Source organism: Wolbachia endosymbiont of Leptopilina clavipes (assembly GCF_006334525.1).
In the GTDB taxonomy this organism is placed as follows: domain Bacteria; phylum Pseudomonadota; class Alphaproteobacteria; order Rickettsiales; family Anaplasmataceae; genus Wolbachia.
The window spans coordinates 1-23,375 of sequence record NZ_QJHA01000023.1 but is presented as its reverse complement, the minus strand read 5'-3'; the positions used below and the strand labels follow the sequence as shown (position 1 = coordinate 23,375).

The following is a 23,375-nucleotide window of genomic DNA, read 5'->3' as shown; positions in this document are numbered from 1 at the left end:
TTAAAAGCTTCCATTCCGCAAAGATTACCATCACAGGCATAGAAAATATTCGTATGATTCAAAAAAGACAAATTATTAAAATAATGTTTCTACTTTTGAGAATTTTGCTATGTTAATGGCTTCATAACTCCTATAATCCCACCTTTAATGATCTTCTTTCCTATGGTTTATAGATGCGACAGAACCTAAAATATACCCTGTATTCCAGGTTGATTATGTCTGGAACAAGCCTAACGCCATTCTTTATTTCTTGTACTATAGAAATTGTTGTTAAGTTCTTTATGTTAAAATCATTGATATTCATTGCTCTTTTATAAAAAAATTAAGCTATATGCTTTATATCTTAACATTAGTTTAGTTTTAAAACAAATTAATATTTTAATATAAGTTTTCTCTTTTGTAGAGAATCTGCTTTTTCTTGTTTTGTATGAACTTAGAAAATTTTTATTGATGAATGACTTTAAGTTTAAAATTGAGAAAGTAGTTGTTATATATACCAGCAAGTATGAGTTAAATTTGTATTATGGACTTGAATAAATTTACCAAAAAAGCAAAAAGCCTAATCCAGAGCGCTCAAATGAAAGCATTGGGAGCTGGGCATCAGATTTTTATGCCTGAACATTTACTTAAAGTAATGCTTGAAGATGAGTCAGGTTTAGTTCAGGATTTGATAGGCGCTTGTGGTGGAAATGTTCAGAATATTTCTGATGCTGTGAGTAGTGCAATTAAAAAGTTTCCAGTGGTTGGAGGACTGGGTAGTGGTGGACTTCAGCTTTCAAGAGAGGTAGTAAAAGTTTTTGATGATTCAATTGGTATTGCGAGGAGAAATAAAGACACATTTGTTACTGTTGAGCGGTTACTGCAGGGCCTTGCTGCACAAAAAGATGAAATTGTAGGTAAAATTTTAGCAGAAGGTGGTGTAACACCGCAAAAATTAAATTCAGTTATTGCAGAAATGAGAAAAGGTGGCAGTGCAGACTCTCCAAATAGCGAGGAAAAATTAAATGCGGCAAAGAGGTATACAAAAGATATTACAGAGCTTGCTATGCAAGGTAAGCTTGATCCTGTAATTGGTCGTGATGAGGAAATCAGAAGAACTATGCAGGTATCGTTGAGGCGAACAAAAAATAATCCAGTACTGATAGGTGAACCTGGTGTTGGAAAAACTGCAATAGTTGAAGGTTTAGCAAACAGAATTGTTGCAAATGATGTACCACTTGGTTTGCATGATGCAAAAGTTTTAGCTTTGGATCTAGGTGCGTTAATTGCTGGAACAAAATTCAGAGGAGAATTCGAAGAAAGATTAAAAGCAGTAATCAATGATATTTCAAAAGCAGAGGGGAAAGTTATCTTATTTATAGATGAGCTTCATACTTTAGTTGGAGCAGGAGCAACAAGTGGTGCAATGGACGCTTCAAATTTGCTAAAGCCTGCTCTTGCGCGTGGAGAAATTCGCTGTATAGGAGCTACAACTTTAGATGAGTATCGTCAACATATAGAGAAAGATCCTGCGCTTGCAAGGCGTTTTCAGCCTGTGTTTATTTCTCAACCAACTGAAACTGATACTATTTCAATACTGAGAGGTTTGAAGGAGAGATATGAGGTGCATCATGGTATTAGAATCACAGATGGTGCAATAATTGCTGCTGCAACGCTTTCTAATGGATATATAACAGATAGATTTTTACCTGATAAAGCGATTGATTTAATTGATGAGGCAGCAAGCAGAGTAAGAATTGAGATGGATAGCAAACCTGAGGTTATTGACGAACTTGAGAGAAAGATTATACAACTAAAAATTGAATCAGAGGCTTTGAAAAAAGAAAGTGATGAAAACTCTAAGCAACGTTTAAAAAAGATAAATGAGGAAATTGAGAGTCTAAACAGTAAATTTGCTGACTTAAGCAGTAAATGGCAGATGGAAAAGAATAAGATAGCTAAAATACAAGAAATAGCTGAAAAATTGGATAACTCGAGAAAAGAGTTGGAACTGGCTCAGCGTAATGGAAATTTAGGAAGGGCAGGGGAATTGATGTATGGTGTGATTCCTCAACTTGAAAATGAGTTAAAAAATCAGGAAAAAGTTACTGATAGTTTCCTAAAGAAAGAAGTTACTGAGAGTGATATTGCAAATATTGTTTCAAAATGGACAGGCATTCCAGTTGATAACATGATACATAGTGAAAAGGAAAAGCTCCTTAACATGGAAAATGAAATAGGAAAAAGAGTAATAGGGCAGAGAGATGCAATTGAAGCGATAAGTAATGCAGTAAGGCGCTCCCGCTCTGGTGTTCAGGATGCTAATCGACCTTTTGGTTCATTTTTATTCTTAGGTCCAACCGGAGTTGGAAAAACAGAGTTGGCAAAATCCCTTGCCGAATTTTTGTTTGATGATCAATCAGCACTTCTACGCTTTGATATGTCAGAATATATGGAAAAACACTCCGTTTCAAAGTTAATTGGTGCTCCTCCAGGATATGTTGGCTATGAACAAGGTGGCAGGTTAACTGAGGCAGTAAGGAGAAGACCATATCAGGTAATTTTGTTTGATGAGATAGAAAAGGCAAATCCAGATATATTTAATATATTGCTGCAGATCTTGGATGAAGGCAGGCTCACCGATAGCCACGGTAAATTGATTGATTTTCGCAATACCATACTGATTCTAACTTCTAACCTTGGTGCTGAGGTGATGCTAAGAGGAGCTACCGAATCTGTGAAAGATGAGGTGATGAAAATAGTTAAGTCAGCGTTTCGTCCAGAATTTTTAAATAGACTGGATGAAATTATTATATTCCACAGCTTAACCAAAGATGACATTGATAAAATTATAGATGTTCAATTCTCTTATTTACAAAAGATGCTTGCTAAGCGTAAACTGAGTATTAGTTTATCGCAAGAAGCTAAAGAACTAATAGCACAAACTGGATATGACCCTGAATATGGAGCGCGGCCTCTGAAAAGGGTAATACAAGAATGCATTCAAAATAATCTAGCTAAGTTAGTTTTATCGGGGGAAATAGTAGAAGGAGATGAGCTAATAGTGTATACTTCTGGTAACGAAATCTTAGTTAAAAAGATCTAGATTCGCTGTGTATTTTTGTTTTGAAAAATGTGTATAAATCATAATGTTAATGTTGAGTCTTTATTTAAGCTAGTTGATCAAGGGAATAAAAAAGAGAAAGAAAAAATTAAAGAGTTTATACAGTACTTTTATAATTTTGTTTATAATAGTGACCTAAAAGTCAACGATAAATTTCTTTTATACATTGCAGAAGATGCATACAACTTCATTCTTAAAAAAGAAAAAGAAGAAAGTAAATTGGCAGCAAGTAATGTAAATGATATTTCAGGAATAGAAGGCAATTTCACTACAATTAAAATCACAAATTATGACATGCCCTTTTTAGTGGATTCTGTCATTTCCACTATTAAGTCACACGGTTTAACTATATACTATTATAGTAACAGCATAATTAATGTTCAAAGAAAAAATAGCCTAATAGATAAAATTCATCTTTTGGAAGAAAGTAATGGAATCAAAGAGTCAGTAATATATGTAATTATTAAAGGCATAAGTGGTAGCTTTGTTGATACACTAGAAGAATCTCTACGAAAGACGCTAAAAGCAGTTAACTGCGTTGTAAAGGACTGGCAATTGATGCTCAAGAAGCTTCTTGAGCATCCGGCATTGGATGCTGGAGGCAGAGATTTTCTAGCTTGGTTGAAAAATAACAATTTTGTATTTTTAGGTTATCAAGAATACATTACTAATAAAGAAGGAAAGCTTGCTCTAAGTGGTAAGGAGAGCCTCGGGTTAATGAGAGCAAGTGAAGAGTACCAAAATTCATCAATTTTTTCTGAAAGCTTGAATTCTTTATACATACTAAGATCAGACCTAATCTCAATAGTTCATCGGCGTACCTATATGAATTGTATAGGAGTGAAAGAATTTAATGATCAGGGTGATGTAATAAGGGAACAGCATTTTTTTGGGCTATTTACTTCTATAGCAGAAGCGCAAGATATTCGAACTATTCCGGTAATAAAGGATAAGGTTACAACAATAGAAAAAAAGGCAGGATTTGTTCCTGGTGGCCATAACAATAAAGCTTTAATTTCCATTTTACAGGCATTTTCTTGTGACGAATTATTCCAATCAAATGAAGACGAGTTATTTGAAATTTGCACCTCGATCATGTCTCTTGCGATTAGACCAAGAGTCAAATTATTTTTGAGAAAGGTAGGGAACTTTATTAGTTGCATAGTATTGATACCGATGCGTTATGCTAGTGCAAGACTAATGTTTAAGATACGCGATATATTGAAAGATGAAACGAATGCAGAAAGTTCAGATATTTATAACAATCACATTATCAATGAATATGATTTGATGAAATTACACGTGGTGCTAAGAACCAAAAGCGCTAGCATTTTTGATGATGAAGTTTTGCGTATCGAAAACAAGTTAAGAAACATTACAGAAAAGTGGGAAGATCGTTTTATAGACAATTTATATAATACTTTTAGCACTGTTGAGGATATATTTATCCGCTATTGCAAGGCATTTCCGATAAGTTATCAAGAGAATTTTGAACCTCATGATGCGTATTATGATATGAAAAAATTGGAGATAGTGAGAAAGAAAAAAGTCAGCGAAGTTGATTTGAGGCTTACTCGTGACAATCTCAACTATCAATTGAAGGTTTACACTCCAAGCAACGGAGGCCTTGAATTGTCAAAGATATTAAAGGTTACTAAGAATTTAGGGGCTAAGATTCTATCTCATAATGGTTATTATATAGAAATCAACGGTGGAATATGGATACATCATTTTGTGTTGTCAAGAGTTGATGAATTAATAGACAACATTACTTTAAAAGAGCAGTTTGAGGTAACACTTGTAAAAGTGTTCAGCAAGGAAATAAAAAATGACTATTTTAACAGCTTGATCATTATTGCTGGGCTCGAGTGGAAGGAAGTGCTTCTGATTAGAGCGCTAAGCGCCTACCTAAAGCAGACATCATTTAGCTATAACCCAGAATATATCCAGAAAGTAGTATCAGAGTATCCAAAAGTAGTAAGGTATTTAGTAGAATTATTTCATTCAAGATTTGATACTAAAATAGATATTGATAGGGCAGAAACTACTAGCATTTTGATAGAAAAAATTGAAGAACTACTAAAAGAGATCAGCAACGTTTCACATGATTACGTTTTGCGTTCGATATTTAACTTGATAATGGCAATTTTGAGAACCAGTTATTATCAAGATGATAAGCCATACTTATCTATCAAATTTGATTCAAGTAAAATAAATGGTTTACCTGACCCGCGCCCATACCGTGAATTGTATGTTTATTCAAACCTTTTTGAGGGAATACATCTAAGAGGAGGGAAGTTGGCTCGTGGTGGTTTGAGATGGTCGGATAGAACGGAAGATTTTCGCACTGAAGTTTTGGGACTCATGAAAGCCCAGATGACAAAAAATGCGGTCATTGTACCTGTTGGCGCAAAGGGTGGGTTTGTAATAAAGCAAGTTTATAAAGACAAAAACATTTTAAGGGAGAAAGGTGTTGAATGCTATAAGAATTTCATCAGAGGAATGCTTGATATTACTGATAATGTAGTTGATGGCAAAATAACTCCACCAGAAAATGTGATTAGGTATGACGAAGATGATCCATATTTGGTAGTTGCAGCAGATAAAGGCACTGCTTCATTTTCTGATTATGCAAACGAAATATCCTCTGAATGTAACTTTTGGCTCGAAGATGCATTTGCATCTGGTGGATCAGCAGGTTATGACCACAAAAAGATGGGTATTACAGCAAGAGGTGCATGGATTGCAGCACAACGCCATTTTTGGAGAATGAATAAGGATATTTACCAGGATACAACTGTTATTGGAATTGGAGATATGGCTGGCGATCTATTTGGGAACGGCATGCTGCTTTCAAGAAATATGAGTTTAATTGGAGCATTTAATCATATGCATATTTTTGTTGATCCAAATCCTGATGCGGAAAAGAGTTTCGTGGAGCGTAAACGGCTCTTTGAATTACCGTTTTCCACTTGGATGGATTACAATAGAGATTTGATTTCTCATGGTGGCGGGGTATTTGAACGTAGTAGCAAACAAGTAGAAATTTCTCAAGAAATGAAAAAGTGCTTTGATATAACGGAAGATACATTATCTCCAAATGATTTGATTCGATATTTGCTCAAGGCAAAAGTGGATTTCATATGGAATGGAGGAATTGGCACCTTTGTTAAGGCAAAAAGTGAAAGCCATGGCATGGTTGGCGATAAAGCAAATGATGAATTAAGAGTAAACGGTCATGATATTAGAGCTTCTATGTTTATAGAGGGTGGCAACCTTGGTTGCACGCAGCTTGGAAGGGTAGAATACGCTAAAATAGGTGGGTATATCAATGCAGATTTTATTGATAATTCAGCAGGAGTAATATGTTCTGATCTTGAAGTTAACATCAAGATTGCTTTTGTTGCAATTATGAAAGAAGGGGGAATTTCCTTGGAAAAAAGGAATGAAATACTGGCTAGCATAATAGATGAAGTTGCATCTAAGGTACTTGAAAACCATAACAGGATTGAAACAAAAGCATTGCTTCTTGAGTGCTTGCAAGCTAAAGAAAAGTTGGAGCAGCACCATAAATTATTACTCAGTTTAGAGAAATTTGGGCTGCTAAACCGAGATGTAGAATTTCTTCCAGCTGAAGAAGAGGTAGCAAGAATGTTAACTGATGGAGAAGGTTTCTGTTCTCCTCAGCTTTCTGTTCTGATGTCTTATGCAAGAACAGCAATAAAAAATGAAGTTATACACTCTGAGCTACCTGAAAAAGATTTTTTGTGCCGTGATTACTTACTAAATTACTTTCCACAAAGGATGGTAACAGAGTTCAAGGATTCCATATTGAAACACCAACTTTGTAGGGAAATTATTTCTACTTGCATTACAAACGATGTAGTAAATAGGATGGGCTGTATATTTATTAATAATTTGGTTGAGAGTACTGGAATTAAAGTACATGAAGCAGTTAACATATATATCGTTGTTAATCACCTATATAATTTAAGTAGCCTTTGGCAGAAAATTGATGAATTGGATGGAAAAATTGATGTTGATTCATATTTGCAAGTAGTGAGAAGTGTGCAAAAATTTATTGGTAGGGTATCATTTTGGTTAGTAAAAAATCTTGGTAAGCTTAATCTTGTAGAACTAGATGGTGTTACAAAATTTAGGGGTGCAATTGAAACTTTAGGCCATGATATTTTAGATGAGCACCTATTAGAGGTCTATAATCATGGATTAGCTTCTTTGTTAGAGCTTAACATAAATAAAGATCTAGCAAAAAGGGTTGCTGATCTACGTATTCTTATTTATGCGCTGGACGTTATATCTGTTGCTAAGCAGACATCTTTGTCCATCCTTGAGGCTGGTAGAATATACTTTGAATTAAAGTCTCTGCTAAGATTTAATATGATTAGAACAGTTGCTGGCAAGATGAAAAGCCATTCTTCCTATTGGGATCGCAGCTTAATTAATGATTTATTAGATGATTTAAGCAATTATCAACATAAGCTAGCTGTTAAAGTTATAAAAGCTACTGATAATCATGTAGACAAGGTTCAAACTTGGGCTATTAATGATAAGGATTATATAGAGTGCTACAATAGCTTTTTAGATGAGATGGTCGCTTATAAACTTGATTTAAGTAAATTAATACTCATAATCAGAAGAGTTAAAATACTTGCTTCATAGGAAAAATGTTTAATATAGGTCTGTCAGAAGTTTTAGTTGTAGCTTTAGTAAGTATAATTGTTCTTGATAAAAGTAAAGTACCTGTATTTCTTAATCTTATTAAAAATATATATAGGTATTTTTGGGTTGTAAAATCAAGAGTTAGGAAATTGTTGAAGGATACCGGAATTAAAGAATTATATGAAGAGCATAACGTTGAAAAAGTCAATTACATAATTGGTGAAGATGGCAAGCTTTATCCTACTTACAATGTAGATAGTACAAAAAATGACAGCAAAAATCCTAGTAGTAGATGATATACCATCTAATGTTAAGCTTTTGGAGGCTCAGCTAAAAGCAGAGTACTATACAGTTATTGTAGCTTATGATGGCGAGGAGGCGATAGATTTAGTAGCGGAACAGCAGCCAGATATTATCTTACTTGATGTCATGATGCCAAAAATGAGTGGTTTTGAGGTTTGTAAGAAGCTAAAGAATGATCCCTTAACGACTTATATTCCAATAATTATGGTAACTGCGCTGCATGACACTCATGATAGAGTGGAAGGAATTAATGCTGGTGCGGATGACTTTCTAACTAAGCCGATAGATGAAACTGCTTTATCTGCAAGAATTAAGTCTCTTGTGCGCTTAAAGATGATAATAGATGAGTTGTGCTTGAGAGGAGAAACTAATGCTGAGATTGGTGGAGTAGCAGAAAGCAGTATTATGGATTATTCTAATCAGATTTTTGATGCTAACATACTTGTTGTAGATGAGGACACCTTTCAAGCAGAGCAGATACACAATGTTCTAAAGCAACGCTTCAGATCAATTAAGATACTGCACGATCCAAAAGAAGCATTAAAGGTTGGTATTAAGGATAATTACGACCTGATTATTTCTGACATGCAGTTTTCAAAAACTGACGGCCTACGGTTGTGTTCTAAGTTTCGTAGTAAAGTAGAAACACGTTATACACCAATTCTGATCCTTTCTGAAGATTATGATAAAAGCAATTTAGTAAAGGCACTTGATGTAGGTGCTAATGATTATTTAACAGTACCTTTAGATGAGAGTGAATTAATAGCTAGGGTTAATTTGCAAGTGAAACGCAAAAGGTATCAAGATGCCTTGAGAATGAATTTATTTAATAATGTGGAAATGTCTATAAAGGATCCATTAACTAACTGTTATAATAGAAGATATTTTGATGTACACTTAAGAAATATTGTTAAGGATTCTGTGGAAAAAGATAGAAGTTTATCTCTTATGATACTTGATATAGATTATTTTAAGATGGTGAATGATAACTTTGGGCATAATGCTGGAGATGAACTTTTAAAGGAAATACAGAAAAGAATTTCTGAAAATATCAGAGTGACAGATTTATTAGCTAGGTTTGGTGGTGAGGAATTTGTTGTTGTAATGCCAGATACCAATGTATCAGATGCGTATACTATTGCAGAGAGAATAAGGAAAATTATTGCCAAAGAACCTTTTATATTTGTGGATAAAAATACAACCCATAATTTAACTGTGAGCATTGGAATTTCAGCAATGCAAAGATCTGACCTTGATGATGTTAAAAAATTTATAGTACGTGCTGACAAATATTTATATAAAGCAAAAAACAGTGGTAGAAATAGAGTGGTTACTGGTTGAAGTTCTTTTAAATAAGTAGTAACTAAGATTCAAATGATAGCATAAAATTTCTCAACTCCGGAAATTTCGCATTTAACTGCAGAAATAGATATTTATTTAAAAAATACCCTGTAATTTTTAACCCTAGTCTGAATTCTTGATATGAGTAGCTATTTTGTAGGTTGTTATTGTATACATCATGCAACATCTGTGGAAAAGGTAGTAATTTATCTGCATAACAGTCACCTACTTTTTTTGACACTGCTCTACCAGTTTTTGGAGAAATAAATTGTAGATTTTCTTTCACACCTGTTACAGCACATTTTGATAGGTCTAACTTAAATCCAAGTTGCGTAAGAAGCAGAAGCTCTAAGTTAAGGTAATGACTTTGCCAAAACTGGCTATTATGTTTTATTACATCGATGAAGTGTCTAAAATTATCATACAACTTGATGCAGGATTCACTTTCTGGAAGCACTTTTTCTAATATAGACGAGAAAGAAACAATAGCAATGCTTTTTAACCTATCTTGAAAGAAATGATGAAATGGAGATTCAATCAATTCGCACTTTAAAAAACCTAGATTTTCAGGTAGCTTAGCATTCCATTCTGCATGTAATAGATTACTTATTTGAAACTTATAATTGCTATTGTTTGTTAACCTAGTTAATCCTCTGCACTTTCCATGATTTTTTGTAAATAGAGAAAGAATTAAATTTTTATCACCGTATTTTTTAACAGCTATAATAACACCTTCATCTTTCCATCTCATTTAGAGTATATTGACCATATGATATTATAGAGATAATAAAATTAGTGTAGCAAATTTGAGTTTAAGTCAACTGAAATATATTGACTTTATGTGCAATATTAGCTTTAAACCAGTAAAACAAGCTGCTTAACATATGCGCCCTCTCTATTTTAATTATATTCTTCTTTTGTCTCTATGTTGTTTTTTGCTTTTTTCAATGAAAGCCCAAACGAATGATTCATCAGTTATTCCTATACCACAAAGAAAAAAAGAATTAGTTGAGTTAGTACAACCGAGGCAAATTATTGAAATACAGGAAATTGATGAGGGTATTCCAATTCCCAAAAGAAAAAAGGGTGTAGAAAGAAAACTAAGAGAAGACATCAAAGAGGTGAAAAATGAAATAAGAGATAAGAAAAATATTGAGAACAAAGATGATGAATTGGCTGTAACAGAAATTATTAATTCTATAAGGGATAAACTGACAGAGTGTTGGAGCATTCCTGAGGGCATAGTTTATAAAGAAAATTTTAGTATAAAAATTAACTTATTATTATCCAGTAAAGGCGAGATCGTTGTAGCCAACGTAGCAGATAGTAGTTCTTATCAAAATAATCCTCTTTTTAGATCAGCAGCAGATAATGCAATGCGTGCAGTGTATAAATGTAGCCCGTTAATTGGCTTACCTGCTGAGCATCATCACATTTGGCGCGAAGTCACGTTAGATTTTATTCTAAATAGGTGAATTTACGTTACCTGAATTAGTTACTTGTGATGAAAAATAGATCAGCAAATTTTCAATCAACAACAGCTAAAGACCTTTCTGCAACGTTGATTTCTCTTATATCTGTAACTTCGTCATTCTGATTAAACGAAATTTGCAGAGACTTACTACTGTACTTCCTTTTTCCCAAGAAGTTAGCTTGTTTAATTTTATATGAGACATAGTACCAAACATTTTCGTCGAACTTTGATACTAATGTTGGCAATCCTAAAGTATGAACCACTTTTTCTCTATCATCACCTACTTTTATTTTGCTCCACAGTTCAACATTAATGCCAGGAACTCCGTGATTATAGATAGTGTGCATGCAGCCTACTGAAAACAGCAAAACAGCAAATATTAATACTCGCATTTTGTCAATTAGTTATTTGAAATCATAATACACTGATAAACTATCTGTCGTCAAATTTCAAAAAAGTTAAATTGACTGATTCTCAATATCATTTAATATAATATTTACTTCAAAATAATTAGGTACCTTATGTCATTGCTAGAAGCAGATCCAATATACAAGCCTTTTAATTATCCTTGGGCATATGATGCATGGTTGCAGCAACAAAGGATACACTGGATACCTGAAGAAGTTCCGCTTGCTGATGATGTGAAAGATTGGAAAACTAAACTTTCTAATGTAGAGAAAAATTTATTGACCCAGATTTTTAGGTTTTTTACTCAAGCAGATATTGAAGTAAATAATTGCTATATGAGGCATTATTCAAATATATTTAAGCCAACAGAAATATGTATGATGCTTGCAAGCTTTTCCAATATGGAGACTATACACATTGCAGCCTATTCATACCTTCTAGATACGATTGGCATGCCAGAAAGTGAATATCAAGCATTCTTAAAATATGATGCTATGAGAAAGAAGTATGAATACATGTTAGAATTTGAGGAAAGTAAAAAGCACGATAAAAAACATGTTGCTAAAACTTTAGCAGTATTTGGTGCCTTCACTGAAGGATTGCAGTTATTTGCATCATTTGCAATTTTGCTCAATTTTCAACGGTTTGGAAAAATGAAAGGTATGGGGCAAATAATTGCTTGGTCAGCACGTGACGAAACCTTGCACACCAATTCAATTATCAATTTGTTCAATACGTTTATTAAAGAGAATAATGAAATTTGGAATGACGAGTTCAAAGAAGAATTATATTCTGCATGTCGCACTATTGTTGAACTTGAAGATGAATTTATAAGTCTTGCTTTTGATTTAGGAGATGTTGAAGGGCTATCTGCAGAGGAAGTGCGCAATTATATACGTTACATAGCAAACAGAAGGTTAACGCAATTAGGTCTTAAATCTATATATAATGTTAAAGATAACCCTATTCCGTGGCTTGATGAAATACTAAATGGCGTGGAACATACAAATTTCTTTGAAAATAGAGTAACAGAGTATAGCCGTGCAGCAACTCAAGGCACTTGGGAGGAAGCTTTTGCTAAAAACGATACAAAAAGTGAATAGCAGTAACTTCACCCTTTTTTATCGTTTCAACGGAAGCTTGCGATATATATCAAGGTGGAAGGAGGAAGAATTTGATATAAATCATCTATTTAGCTTAGAGAAAAGAGAGTATAGATATAAAGTTACATTATTGCATGTAATAGTTGGAGATTTTGATTGCTTAGAGGAGGAGAAGAAGAAGTTAATACGATATCTATTAGACAAAGGTGCTAATGTTAATGCACGAGATTCTTTTGGAAAAACTCCTTTGCACAATAGTCATGACAAAGAGGTAACACAAATTTTACTTAGATGCAGGTGCTAATCTTTTTATAAAGGATCATTATGGAATGACTGCAAGAAAACATGCCCGTGATGAATCAAAGCAGCTTTTAAAAAAGGCAGAAGATAAATACAAACAATAAAGCAATGAAATTTGGTGCTATTGTTGGTATTACGGCTGGAGTGGGAGTTGGTAATGGACTTTTTGCTGCTGCTGGTCTTTCATTACTAATATCGGCTTTTATTGGCGCAGCTGTTGCTATAGCAATAGGGTTTGTTGTTTTTGGTATTACATATGCAATGTCAAAGCAGGTTCCTAGTGAGAAGCTAGATAGCGTTGATGCAGAACAAAAAGCTAGTACAGCGGCAAGTATGGTAGTGTAGTTAAGTAAAAAAAGGAAGAAGAGACTTCTTCCTTTTTTCTCCAAATTTTTTATATATAATTGAGAATAAAAAAACTGTGGATAACTCTGAAAAAGATCAAAAAAGACATCAAAAAGAGTATGATTAGATTGAAATATTTACAGAAAAACTTACTCAATTGATAAATATCTTAACGCTTTTTAAGAAAAGACAAATAGAGGGTCGTATTGGAGCTAAAGGTTGAAATTTTAAGTGCTTCTTAATACTTAAAGAGGTACTTTAATAGTTCCTTTTAAGTACTAATCCGGAGGTTCGATAGGTTGTTGTTTAAAAGATTGGGAAATAGTTTTATTAGTATTGAAAATTACATAATGTATATTATGGAAAAATATAAGAAACACAAGCTTTCAGCAAGAGAAAATTCAATTTTTGCTCTTCTCAAACAGCATAAAAAGTGCCTGTTGAACCTCTAGATTAATGCTCAAAAATGTTCAATTGATACTTTAAAAGTATTACTTTAAAAATACCTAAAGTATCACTTCAAAAGCACTTAAAAATTTTATCTTTTAGGAAAAATTTTCCAAGACTACCCCCTTAATTGGCTTTTGTTAGAAAAATATTAAAATTATAACCAAATATGTAATCTTTTATATAATTGTATTAGCTTGGCTCCCTTAATGGTTCTCTAATTGCACATAAGTCAACAATAATTTTTACACAAATCAAAATAGCATATTTCCTCCGTAATCTTTAATAATTTTACATAGATTAAGTAGCATGCTTCCATGGTTCTCTCCGCGGTCTGATATGGCTAGTTTAATTTTAGCCAAGCCGCACTATACTTGTTAGGGCGGAAGTGGATGGCAACATGTTGTTTACGAAGTCTACGCTTCAACCATAGCTCTTGCTTATCCCTTCCATCGGCATTACTATCTTTACCTTCAATAAAATTATTGTCCTATACTCCTTTAGTGTTTATTGATAATAAAATTCTGTTTTATCAACCAACATTCTATGCATAATTACAGCTAGTTTTCTTGCTAATGCAACTACTGCTTTCTTTATACCCTTCTTTTTTGCAAGCTTTATTCCCCAGCTTTTTAATTTGAATTTTTTCTTGCTAACTGTCAGTATTGTATGCGCAGCTTCATACAACATATTTCTACATTCTACTGGTCCCATCTTTGATATGCTACCATGACGATTAACTTCTCCAGAAGCGTACTGTCTTGGCGTCAATCCCATATAGGCTCCGACTGTATCAGATGTTTCAAACCTATGTGGATTATCAATTGTAGCCTTATACGTCATTGCTACTATAATACCAACTCCTGGAACAGTAGTTAATAATTTGCAAACTTCGTCTTTCTTGCCTTTCTCTGACAATATTTTATCAAGCTTTTTTATTGATTCTTCTATTATTTCCAAACTACAAACTAATGCTTCAATTGAATCCTTACTGACTTTATCTAGATCTTTTATTGCTTCTTGCACTTTTATGGATTCGTATTCTCTGCTTTGACTAAGCAGAAACTCAGCTATTGCACTGCTCTCACTTGCAACAACTTCTTCTTTAACAATTTTTCCTTTCTCATCAACGATACTAATAAAAGTTTCTTTGAGTGAGATATCTAACCCGCTATAATATTTCATGAGACTACTCCTACTGTAAAAGTTTAAATTATTTTTGAAGAACCAATTCATTGAATTTGTTACTTCGTGCTAAAATAATGGAGTATGTCTCTCCATCATTCAATCGCAATTACAGTATGTTGTTTGTTCCTTTGACATAGGCACAAATAGAGATAGAGTACTATAGCGTTCAAATCCATATTGGGCAAGGGTTCTTGCATCTGATTGATCAGACTTTGCTAAAGTTCCATGAGATAAGGTAAAACTTTTTACTTTGCGAGTATTAGCTCGATGTATAGCAACATTCTTACCAACAAGAAAATGTGCTAAGCCAAGCTCATATTTTCCTGTATTTTCCAAAGTTACAAAAGCATTAGGTAGAATATTTGAAAATTCTTGAAACAATTGTTGCCAACCAGCAGAATTATTATCAAACTTGATAGTGTTCTTTTGGTTGTGCACTGCAGCAACATTTTTAAATTTTCCGATATCAATGCCAATAAAATTTTGATAAGATGTAACCATAATAAACCTCGATAGTTTTAGTTAATTTAAGATTGTAAACGGGCGTATATATATTTCCCAAACAACTATTCAAACGTATCGAGAGATAGGGCTAGTGTACCTTGATACAAACGGTTGTAAAACACCAACACGGAGACGGTAGCACATGCCCATAATAGCCCTATTCCTATAGTGAGTAGGGTTATCTTTCTCTCTTATTTATTTATATCATATGTTTAACTTACAATATTCTTCCTTTATATGATTTTTTAAATTTTCTCCTTGGTATCCCATCACATAGTAAATACCGCCATTTACACCTGTACACAATACATAGAAAATTGCTTCTAATATTTCTCTTTTGCTATACTTTGACGACCTTCCTCCTTTCCTGTATGATACTCTGGGGTAGCTTTCTATTCTTGTCCATTCCCTTTGACTTAGGTCTGCTGGATGCTTTTTTCTCATCTTTACCCAGCACTAAAACTTTAGATATTATAGCCTTTTACTAATCTCTGGACAAGCTATAGCTTCGGTAAACTCAGGAGAAGGTTCTTTTGCAAAAAATGCAGCATGTACAGCATTTTTAATGAAAAAACACGCGGCAAGTGCAAATATTGCTGTTGGTATATAACACCAAGGAGAAGCTATACTAAAAAAAGTAGCAGAAGCTACTGTTAAGCAACAACAAGTAAATATTGCTTGAAGCATAATATACTGTCTATCAACACCACCATACTCGGCCATTAATTTTCTAACTTTGTTATTGCTGCCGTATGGTAAACAAAATATCTTAATAAAAGCTGTTACACTATTAGTAGCAAGATATGAATCACGCTCTATTGCTCTTGGTAAGTAATATTTTTTATTTGCATTAGGATCTGCACCATATTGCAGAAGCAGTTTTACAACCCTCTCTCTCATGCCAATTTTCACGACATTTCACCACTTCATGTAATGCCTTATTGAGGCTTTCACTTTCTTTATAAGCACCATTCTCCAAGAATAGATTTATAATTTCAATGTCCGCTCCTTCAGTTACAGCAAGGATAAGTGGTGTATAAGAGATAATTGAATCATATAATATATCATTAATATAGTCACCAAATCTTTCATCTTTACCACTTTTGAATTTGGAAAAAAGCTTTTTAAGAAACGCTATATCCTGATTGCGGATAGCCCCATATAAGTAAAACCTCAAATCTTCAGGCGAATTAATTCCATTTAAATTTTCGTCAGTTAGATTTGTAACCTCTTCTATATTTTTCTTAGTGAGAAATTCATATGCAGAACCTAGCTGCTTAAATTTCTCTTCATTTTGTTTCTTCACAACCTCATTTTTACCTGAATGTTTATCAGGATGATATTTCAAAGCTAATTTTCTATAAGCTGATTTAATTTCTTGTTTACTAGGCTCATCACTTGATTCAAAACCTAATATTTTTAAAGCTTCGTCTCTTTGTATGGCCATAATGTTTCTTTAATAAATTTATATATATAGTTTATTATGTAATATCTATGATATAAAATCAAGTAATTCCCGATAATCTAGAAAAGCAAATTTTTCCATTAGCTGGTTTTTAGAAAAATTTAATCCCCTCTCATAAAATTCATTTTTCACATCAGATTTACAGTAATCATGAACCTGTCACGTGTAATGCTTCTCCACATAATCACTAATAATTGCCTTAAATTCTTCAAAAATATTATCACCTTGTAAAGTTTTGAAATATTTGCCGTCTTTGTAGACTGCTGAAACAGGCTTTTCTCCATACCCAGGCAGGCTGATCCCCAGATTTGCATGTTTGCTCTCTCCAGGACCATTTACTATGCATCCCATAACAGCAACTTTCATATACTCTACACCAGGATTATTTTTCTTCCATACCGGCATATGAGTTTTTATGTAGCCATTTACTTCCTCAGTTAATATACGAAAACGATCGCTACTTGTGCGTCCACAACCAGGACATGAACTCACCTGAGGGTTAAAGTGACGTAAACCTATAGACTGTAGTATTTCCTGACATACTACCACCTCATTAGTGCGTGATTCACCAGTGCGCTGAGTTAAAGAAGCCCGGATAGTGTCTCCAATACCATTTTGCAATAAATAAGTAAGCCCTGCTGTGGTATTTATTATGCCTTTATTACCCATACCAGCTTCGGTTAAACCCAAATGCAGCGCATAATTGGAAGATTTTGCAAGTGCCGTATAAACTAAAATTAAATCCTGCACTCTACTGACTTTACATGAAATGATTATTTTCTCTGCATTAAGGCCAATCTTTTCAGCTTTTTTTGCACTACCAAGAGCAGACATTACAAGCGTCTTACGTAATATAACATCAGAAGTTTTTGGATTACTAGACAAGGAGTTTTCATCCATTAATTTTTGTGAAAGGTACTTATCAAGACTACCCCAATTTACTCCAATTCTGACAGGAAGATCATGCGTTATTGCATACTCTATAATTTTTTCAAATTTTTCATCACGTTTATCACCAAAGCCTATATTACCTGGATTTATCCTAATTTTACCCAGAATTTTAATGTTGTCTGGATAATCCTGAATCAGCCTGTAGAGCTCATATTGTCCACAGCCTACTAATATCTTACCATCAAAGCCTTCTTTATTTATTTCCTCTACTATATAAGGTATTGCTTTTGCTACTTCCTCTGAGTTCAAAGCAATTCGCACCAATTCTGAACCTGCATGCGCTAGTTCTATTACTTCTTTTGCATATTTCTGAGCACTGCTTTTTATGTTGTCAGAATCTATATGTGCACCAAGTGCCATGGATTGAACAACTATAGGATTATTTCCACCTATCTTCACTTGTCCAACTTTTACAGTATGAGTTTTATGCCTGGAAACCGGCGATGACTCATATGCATCATCACTCAATGTCAGGTCTCTATCTAGCATATTATTAATCGTGACACTATTTTACTGTGTCAACTACACTGCCAAATGAACTTGAACCATTTAAACTATGCTGTGGTGTTCTATTTAGATCAGTAATAGAATCATGAGAGCACGTTCTTCTTGATGGACTTTCTTTTATAGTAACATTTATAGGGGAAACTTTTTTTTCTCGTGTTGAAGTAACTTTTTTCCCTTTTTGTTGTTCACTTTTATGCTGCTTACTTTCATACTGAGAAACTGGCTCTTGATCTATAAATACAGCACCCTTTAAACGTGCAAGATTAATACCATGCTGATTGATCATAGCATCCTCCCCATCTTCAACTATGCAAGCTCCCACGTTGTTTGGCTCGTTATCAAGGCTAGCAATTTTTTTTTCTTTTAATTTTTTGATTAGATCTTCTTTATTTACGTTAACATTAGTTTGACCTTGTAACTTTCTTCTCTTGAGAATCTCCCTACGCTTTTCATATAGTTTATATGACTCAGCAAAATCCTCGTATGCATGAAAACTTGCACCACCAGGATTACCAGGAGGTATGTACCTCTTACTGAACTTTACCTTAGACTTCGCTTCAACATTATGTACAGTAAAGAAACTAGAAACCAAAAGTATTAATATAAATAAAACTTTAGAAAAGATCTTAAGCATACTATAGTGAATATTGTGCTTTAAAAGATACCAATTAACAAACTTCAAGTAAATCAGAATCTCTACCAACTTTATAATACAAACATCTTTCTAAAAAATTTACTACCAAAACCTACATAATCTAAAGGAAATTTAAGGTGTTACAAATTTTACGTAACACCCTTTCAAGAAGAGCATTACACTCTTCCTTGCTGTAAGTTATTATTCAGTTTTTCGGTATCATTCACATTATTAAACTTTCCGCTTGGCATATCTTGAGACAAGTCGTTTTTCTTCTCTTTATCAAGCTTAACTCCCTGATAGATACAGAATGCAACAAAACTAGTTACAGCTATTGCAGCAACAGCACTGACTATGGCATAAGTTAGTATTGCTTGTTCTTGTCCTCCTACCATGTCTGCAAATGTTTCTACTTTTTCTTCTAAGCCTGTAAATTTTTCTTGCAAGCCTCTTAAGTGCTCTTGCATAGCTTGAAACTGCTCAGTACCAATCTTGTCTTCTAATGCACCAAAAACTTTTTCAAACTGCTCAACATCTATCTTTTGAGCTTCTTGCCACTCTTTTAATGCACTAAATACCTCTTCAAACTGTTTAGCATCTATCTTTTGAGCTTCTTGCCATTCTTTTAATGCGCTAAATACTTCTTGAAACTTTTTAGCATCAATATTTTGACTTTCCTGCAATGCTGTTACATCCAATTTATCAAAACCGAATACAAATTTGGTTATACCCATTTTTAACCCCCTAGCTAATTAATATATTACTATTGTACGTTTTTAGTAGTTAATTTAGTATTAAACACTATACAACTGGGATCCAATAAGAAATATCTGGATTCCAGCGGGCTTTGTTGCATAGGTCAAATAAAAAGAACTGGCAGTTACTGACAAAATTCACTATAAGACAAGCATTTAACCTACTAAAGAAAAATATGCCACAAAAAATGAGAGTCAGTAACTGCCATGAATATAACAAATTTCTCCAAGAGAGGGGAAATATTTTTTATTACGTCAATGATGCCATAGAAAATTGGTACGAAAAAGGTCCAAAAATGGCTGGTGGCAACTATATTTATAGCGATAAGGTCGTGATTCTGGTTCACATAATAACTTATTTATTTAGAATAGGTCTGAGACAAACAGCGGGATTTATAGCAGGGTACCTTGAGCAAGTAAGGAAAAACTTGCAAGTTATTAGCTATTCCCAGGCCTCAAGAAGGCTTAAAAAAACTTAACATCAAAATTAATGATCGAAGACATGATAAAAATAATACAGAAGATATTGAGATTGCCATAGATAGTACTGATCTACAATAATATTCCAGGTCATAGCAAGGCAAATGGTACAGATAGAAAGTATCGCCGCTATGAGCAAACAAGAAAACTGCATGTAATGCTAGAGATAGGTAGCAAAAAAGTTATAGCAGCAAAATACAGTGGCGGAGTTTATTCTGACCACTATGGAGCATGTGATCTTATTGCAAGGATTGATGTTAAATATAATATAAGCACACTATATGCAGACAGGGCATATAATCGAAAGAAGTTATACAAACTGTGCGATGAGCTTGACATAAAGACAAGGATTCCTCCGCAAAATAATGCAGTAGAGCATCCAAAGTTGGATTATATGGATGAGAGAAATTCTACAATCAAGCTCATAAAGTCATATGATGAAGATGGTATGAAGAGGTGGAAAAAAGAGATAAATTATGGGAAGAGATCTTATATAGAAAGTTTTTTCTTGCGACTGAAGCAAACATTTGGTTTTAGTTTTAGAAACAAATCTGAGGTTAATCGTGAGAGAGAACTGCTACTCAAGTGTTATTTGCTTAACAAATTTACTGATATAGGCATGGCTAAATTTGAGATAGCTTCATGAATTTATTCCACGTTACCTATTATCCGAAGAGTGATGCAACAAAGCCATTCCAGCGTCAAGCACTGGAACTTTTGAATTCCAGTTATGCAAGAGATCTATTGATCTTAGAAATAACTTTCCTTGGTTTAAGTTAGCGATTATTCTACCAATATCTCTCTCTTTCCTGAGTAACTCGGAGCACTGACAATACCTTCTTTCTCCATTCTTTCAACAATATTTGCAGCTCTGTTATAGCCTATTCTAAGTTGCCTTTGAATGTAACTAGTTGAAACCTTTTGATCTCTCTGAATGATGGCCACTGCTTGCTTGTATAGATCGTTCTCTTCATCTTCTGTTTCACCTTCTGATTCCGCGAAAGAATTTTCATCTTCTTGAGTGATTTCCTCCATGTAGTTTGGCTCACCTTGCATTTTCAGATGATCAACTATATTTTGTACCTCATCATCACTTACAAATGGACCGTGAACTCGAATAATCTTACCACCAGAGGCCATATAAAGCATATCACCCATACCGAGCAATTGTTCAGCCCCTTGTTCACCAAGTATTGTACGGCTATCTATCTTAGAAGTAACAGCAAAACTAATTCTCGTTGGAAAGTTTGCTTTTATCACACCTGTTATCACATCTACAGATGGGCGTTGTGTTGCCATTATGATGTGTATTCCTGCAGCACGAGCCATCTGAGCTAAACGTTGAATAGAGCATTCTATATCTTTGCCAGCAACAAGCATTAAATCTGCCATTTCATCTACAATCACCACAATATACGGAAATGTCTCCATTTTAATCGGTATTTTTTCAAACAAAGGTTTACCCGTTGTTGAGTTAAAGCCAATCTGTACAACGCGTTCCAATTCTATTCCGCTATTCATCGCTTCTGTAATTTTTTGATTATAGTTTATTACATTCCGCACATTTAAATATGACATCATACGATAGCGATTTTCCATCTCTTTCACGATCCACTTAAGAGCAATAACAGCTTTTTTTGGCTCTGTTACCACTGGCGTTATTAGATGCGGTATTGCATCATATATTGAAAGCTCAAGCATCTTTGGGTCGATCATTATCATCTTGCATTCATCAGGACTTAATCGATAAACAAGCGACAGAATCATCGTGTTAATCGCAACTGATTTACCTGATCCTGTAGTTCCGGCAACAAGCAAGTGGGGCATTTTAGTCAGATCTGCAATAATTGGTTTTCCGCTTATTTCCTTGCCTAGTGCAATCGGAAGATTTAAGTTTGCATTTTGGTATTCTGGCGATTCCAGTAAATCACGCAGCATAACAATTTCTCGTTCTTTATTTGGCAATTCTATTCCCATTGCATTTTGTCCACGAATTATTGAAATACGTGCAGAAAGTGCACTCATTGAACGTGCAATATCATCTGCAAGACCAATCACTCTTGCAGATTTTGTGCCTGCTTGTGGTTCAAGTTTGTATAAAGTCACAACCGGTCCATAACATACACTTATAATTTTTCCTTGCACGCCAAAATCACTTAGAACCTGCTCGAGCAGAGATAAATTCTTATTGCTCTCTAATGCATTCAACTGTTTTCTCTGCACAGATTCTTCTACTTTAGAAAGTAAGTGAATGCTTGGAAACTCAAACTCGCTAGAAGGTGGTTTAAAAATCTCTTCGGTAGCTTTTTTCTGTCTTTCTTTTGGTTGTTGTCTAGTGGTTCTATATTTTTCTTCTACTACTAACGGTGCTATTGAATAATCAGTAGTTTTACGTAACCTGAAAAACAGAACCTTTGTAAAAAGGGAAAATATTTTTTTACATAGGAAAAGTAAAGAATAAACCGTTCTCTTCCAACCAATTAACCCTACAAAACCTATTGATGCTGCTACTGCAAAGATGTAAAATGGGTAGTTACTAATTAGTGCATTTCCTATCATTCCGCCATGCACATACCTTACAGTGATACCGAGCGAAAGTTGCGCTAATGTAGCGCATATTCCTAAATTGATTAATATTAAATAGAGAATTTTCAGCAGCCTTTTTGATATCAAAAAGTAAACTATGGTTGTAGCTATTGTAATACTAGCGAGTCCAAGAAATTGAACCAATATATCAGCTAAATATGAACCTACCACTCCGCCCAAATTTGTTACTTCCTGATTTGTAGCTGTATTTAAGGATGGATCTTGATAATTATAGCTAAAAACCGATATATATATATACATTAAGAGTAACAGGTATATCGCTGATTTTAGCTGTTTTTTTAACATCTACTTAAAGTAATAAGTAATTGTATATTTTACAAAGTGAATTGCTATTATCAATATCATCACGGATAAATCTAATCCATTGAACGGTTGTATATACCTTCTGATAACCTTTAGTGGAGGATGGGTAAGTCGGTTTAAAGTTTGCATTATGTTGCTTACAACTTCATTATACATGTTCACTACATTCAATTTAATCAACAAATCGAGAACAACTGAGCATATTAGAATGAAGCTGTAAAGATCAAGTAGCAGGTTAAGTAAGTATATGATTGGATGCATATTACTAATTTATACTAAAGTCTATTATGTGTAGTGATATATATAAAATCAAGCCTCACAATAATTTTCATGCTGAAATAGGTATAAACAATAACTGATTAGTCTGTTTATCAACTGATATGTCGGTTCTGTCGCATCTATAAACCATAGGAAAGAAGATCATTAAAGGTGGGATTATAGGAGTTATGAAGCCATTAACATAGCAAAATTCTCAAA

Annotated in this window: 17 protein-coding genes and 4 pseudogenes; 9 read left to right on the top strand and 12 right to left on the bottom strand. The window is 33.9% G+C overall.

Annotated features, from left to right (window positions below):
* The first annotated feature begins 523 nt into the window (after positions 1-523).
* Genes clpB through OUY_RS02080 form a run of 4 tightly spaced genes read left to right on the top strand, consistent with a single transcriptional unit; the run spans position 524 to position 9,427 of the window.
* A complete protein-coding gene (gene clpB, locus OUY_RS02095; RefSeq protein ID WP_139686566.1) occupies positions 524-3,085 on the top strand; it encodes an ATP-dependent chaperone ClpB in 2,562 nt (853 codons plus the stop codon).
* Positions 3,086-3,112: 27 nt separating this feature from the next.
* The gene (locus OUY_RS02090) at positions 3,113-7,783 is read left to right on the top strand and encodes an NAD-glutamate dehydrogenase (protein WP_139686565.1); all 4,671 of its coding nucleotides are present in this window, start codon (positions 3,113-3,115) and stop codon (positions 7,781-7,783) included.
* Positions 7,784-7,788: 5 nt separating this feature from the next.
* On the top strand, positions 7,789-8,079 hold the full coding sequence (gene tatB / locus OUY_RS02085) for a Sec-independent protein translocase subunit TatB (RefSeq protein ID WP_010401887.1): 291 nt from the start codon (positions 7,789-7,791) through the stop codon (positions 8,077-8,079).
* Complete coding sequence (locus OUY_RS02080; RefSeq protein WP_139686564.1) at positions 8,051-9,427, top strand: PleD family two-component system response regulator; 1,377 nt, start codon at positions 8,051-8,053, stop codon at positions 9,425-9,427. The genes tatB and OUY_RS02080 overlap by 29 nt, the downstream gene beginning before the upstream one ends.
* A 22-nt stretch (positions 9,428-9,449) precedes the next feature.
* Here OUY_RS02080 and recO read toward each other — a convergent pair whose 3' ends face one another.
* A complete protein-coding gene (gene recO, locus OUY_RS02075) occupies positions 9,450-10,178 on the bottom strand; it encodes a DNA repair protein RecO (RefSeq protein ID WP_139686563.1) in 729 nt (242 codons plus the stop codon).
* 196 nt (positions 10,179-10,374) lie between these two features.
* Between recO and OUY_RS02070 the strand changes: the two genes are divergently transcribed.
* Entirely contained in the window at positions 10,375-10,902 is a 528-nt protein-coding gene (locus tag OUY_RS02070; protein ID WP_010401890.1) for a hypothetical protein, read from the top strand.
* A 52-nt stretch (positions 10,903-10,954) separates the two neighbouring features.
* Here OUY_RS02070 and OUY_RS02065 read toward each other — a convergent pair whose 3' ends face one another.
* The gene (locus tag OUY_RS02065) at positions 10,955-11,293 is read right to left on the bottom strand and encodes an outer membrane protein assembly factor BamE (RefSeq protein WP_139686562.1); all 339 of its coding nucleotides are present in this window, start codon (positions 11,291-11,293) and stop codon (positions 10,955-10,957) included.
* A gap of 129 nt (positions 11,294-11,422) precedes the next feature.
* Here OUY_RS02065 and OUY_RS02060 point away from each other — a divergent pair, with 129 nt between their 5' ends.
* The 3 genes from OUY_RS02060 (at position 11,423) to OUY_RS02050 (ending at position 13,057) form a co-directional block, all read left to right on the top strand.
* On the top strand, positions 11,423-12,412 hold the full coding sequence (locus OUY_RS02060; RefSeq protein ID WP_006013958.1) for a ribonucleotide-diphosphate reductase subunit beta: 990 nt from the start codon (positions 11,423-11,425) through the stop codon (positions 12,410-12,412).
* Positions 12,384-12,716: an ankyrin repeat domain-containing protein gene (locus OUY_RS02055; protein ID WP_167481345.1), complete on the top strand. Its 333-nt coding sequence runs from the start codon at positions 12,384-12,386 to the stop codon at positions 12,714-12,716. Before OUY_RS02060 ends, OUY_RS02055 begins: the two co-directional genes overlap by 29 nt.
* 104 nt (positions 12,717-12,820) lie before the next feature.
* On the top strand, positions 12,821-13,057 hold the full coding sequence (locus OUY_RS02050) for a hypothetical protein (protein ID WP_139686560.1): 237 nt from the start codon (positions 12,821-12,823) through the stop codon (positions 13,055-13,057).
* Between the two features lie 954 nt (positions 13,058-14,011).
* Here OUY_RS02050 and OUY_RS02045 read toward each other — a convergent pair.
* The 8 genes and pseudogenes from OUY_RS02045 to OUY_RS02015 all read right to left on the bottom strand — a co-directional run bounded on the left by OUY_RS02045 (position 14,012) and on the right by OUY_RS02015 (position 19,487).
* On the bottom strand, positions 14,012-14,689 hold the full coding sequence (locus OUY_RS02045; RefSeq protein WP_167481340.1) for a transposase: 678 nt from the start codon (positions 14,687-14,689) through the stop codon (positions 14,012-14,014).
* 117 nt (positions 14,690-14,806) lie between these two features.
* Positions 14,807-15,193, bottom strand: a pseudogene (locus OUY_RS02040) (IS110 family transposase); the annotation flags it as partial.
* A 280-nt stretch (positions 15,194-15,473) separates the two neighbouring features.
* Positions 15,474-15,640 (bottom strand): annotated as a pseudogene (locus tag OUY_RS02035) (transposase); the annotation flags it as partial.
* A gap of 27 nt (positions 15,641-15,667) precedes the next feature.
* The gene (locus OUY_RS06015; RefSeq protein WP_218961080.1) at positions 15,668-16,096 is read right to left on the bottom strand and encodes a hypothetical protein; all 429 of its coding nucleotides are present in this window, start codon (positions 16,094-16,096) and stop codon (positions 15,668-15,670) included.
* A gap of 349 nt (positions 16,097-16,445) precedes the next feature.
* Positions 16,446-16,643 (bottom strand): annotated as a pseudogene (locus OUY_RS06360) (DnaJ domain-containing protein); the annotation flags it as partial.
* A gap of 177 nt (positions 16,644-16,820) precedes the next feature.
* The gene (gene ispG / locus OUY_RS02025; RefSeq protein WP_139686559.1) at positions 16,821-18,101 is read right to left on the bottom strand and encodes a flavodoxin-dependent (E)-4-hydroxy-3-methylbut-2-enyl-diphosphate synthase; all 1,281 of its coding nucleotides are present in this window, start codon (positions 18,099-18,101) and stop codon (positions 16,821-16,823) included.
* A gap of 16 nt (positions 18,102-18,117) precedes the next feature.
* Positions 18,118-18,753 carry a TRP75-related protein gene (locus tag OUY_RS02020; protein ID WP_139686558.1) on the bottom strand — a complete coding sequence of 212 codons (636 nt, stop codon included), beginning with the start codon at positions 18,751-18,753 and terminating at the stop codon, positions 18,118-18,120.
* A 176-nt stretch (positions 18,754-18,929) separates the two neighbouring features.
* Positions 18,930-19,487, bottom strand: coding sequence for a hypothetical protein (locus tag OUY_RS02015; RefSeq protein ID WP_139686557.1), 558 nt, complete (start codon positions 19,485-19,487; stop codon positions 18,930-18,932).
* 197 nt (positions 19,488-19,684) lie between these two features.
* Between OUY_RS02015 and OUY_RS06865 the strand changes: the two are divergent.
* Positions 19,685-20,634, top strand: a pseudogene (locus OUY_RS06865) (IS5 family transposase).
* Between the two features lie 137 nt (positions 20,635-20,771).
* Here OUY_RS06865 and OUY_RS02000 read toward each other — a convergent pair.
* Both OUY_RS02000 and OUY_RS01995 read right to left on the bottom strand, forming a co-directional pair.
* Positions 20,772-22,880 (bottom strand): FtsK/SpoIIIE family DNA translocase, encoded by a 2,109-nt coding sequence (locus OUY_RS02000; protein ID WP_139686556.1) that lies wholly within the window; start codon positions 22,878-22,880, stop codon positions 20,772-20,774.
* Complete coding sequence (locus OUY_RS01995; protein ID WP_010401649.1) at positions 22,881-23,159, bottom strand: YggT family protein; 279 nt, start codon at positions 23,157-23,159, stop codon at positions 22,881-22,883.
* Positions 23,160-23,375: the final 216 nt, after the last annotated feature.

Excerpts from the sequence above, each read along its gene's own strand:
- clpB (WP_139686566.1), top strand. The coding sequence starts at position 524 with ATGGACTTGAATAAATTTACCAAAAAAGCAAAAAGCCTAATCCAGAGC.
- OUY_RS02090 (WP_139686565.1), top strand. The coding sequence starts at position 3,113 with ATGTGTATAAATCATAATGTTAATGTTGAGTCTTTATTTAAGCTAGTT.
- tatB (WP_010401887.1), top strand. The coding sequence starts at position 7,789 with ATGTTTAATATAGGTCTGTCAGAAGTTTTAGTTGTAGCTTTAGTAAGT.
- OUY_RS02080 (WP_139686564.1), top strand. The coding sequence starts at position 8,051 with ATGACAGCAAAAATCCTAGTAGTAGATGATATACCATCTAATGTTAAG.
- recO (WP_139686563.1), bottom strand. The coding sequence starts at position 10,178 with ATGAGATGGAAAGATGAAGGTGTTATTATAGCTGTTAAAAAATACGGT.
- OUY_RS02070 (WP_010401890.1), top strand. The coding sequence starts at position 10,375 with ATGAAAGCCCAAACGAATGATTCATCAGTTATTCCTATACCACAAAGA.
- OUY_RS02065 (WP_139686562.1), bottom strand. The coding sequence starts at position 11,293 with ATGCGAGTATTAATATTTGCTGTTTTGCTGTTTTCAGTAGGCTGCATG.
- OUY_RS02060 (WP_006013958.1), top strand. The coding sequence starts at position 11,423 with ATGTCATTGCTAGAAGCAGATCCAATATACAAGCCTTTTAATTATCCT.
- OUY_RS02050 (WP_139686560.1), top strand. The coding sequence starts at position 12,821 with ATGAAATTTGGTGCTATTGTTGGTATTACGGCTGGAGTGGGAGTTGGT.
- OUY_RS02045 (WP_167481340.1), bottom strand. The coding sequence starts at position 14,689 with ATGAAATATTATAGCGGGTTAGATATCTCACTCAAAGAAACTTTTATT.
- OUY_RS06015 (WP_218961080.1), bottom strand. The coding sequence starts at position 16,096 with ATGAGAGAGAGGGTTGTAAAACTGCTTCTGCAATATGGTGCAGATCCT.
- ispG (WP_139686559.1), bottom strand. The coding sequence starts at position 18,101 with ATGCTAGATAGAGACCTGACATTGAGTGATGATGCATATGAGTCATCG.
- OUY_RS02020 (WP_139686558.1), bottom strand. The coding sequence starts at position 18,753 with ATGCTTAAGATCTTTTCTAAAGTTTTATTTATATTAATACTTTTGGTT.
- OUY_RS02015 (WP_139686557.1), bottom strand. The coding sequence starts at position 19,487 with ATGGGTATAACCAAATTTGTATTCGGTTTTGATAAATTGGATGTAACA.
- OUY_RS02000 (WP_139686556.1), bottom strand. The coding sequence starts at position 22,880 with ATGTTAAAAAAACAGCTAAAATCAGCGATATACCTGTTACTCTTAATG.
- OUY_RS01995 (WP_010401649.1), bottom strand. The coding sequence starts at position 23,159 with ATGCATCCAATCATATACTTACTTAACCTGCTACTTGATCTTTACAGC.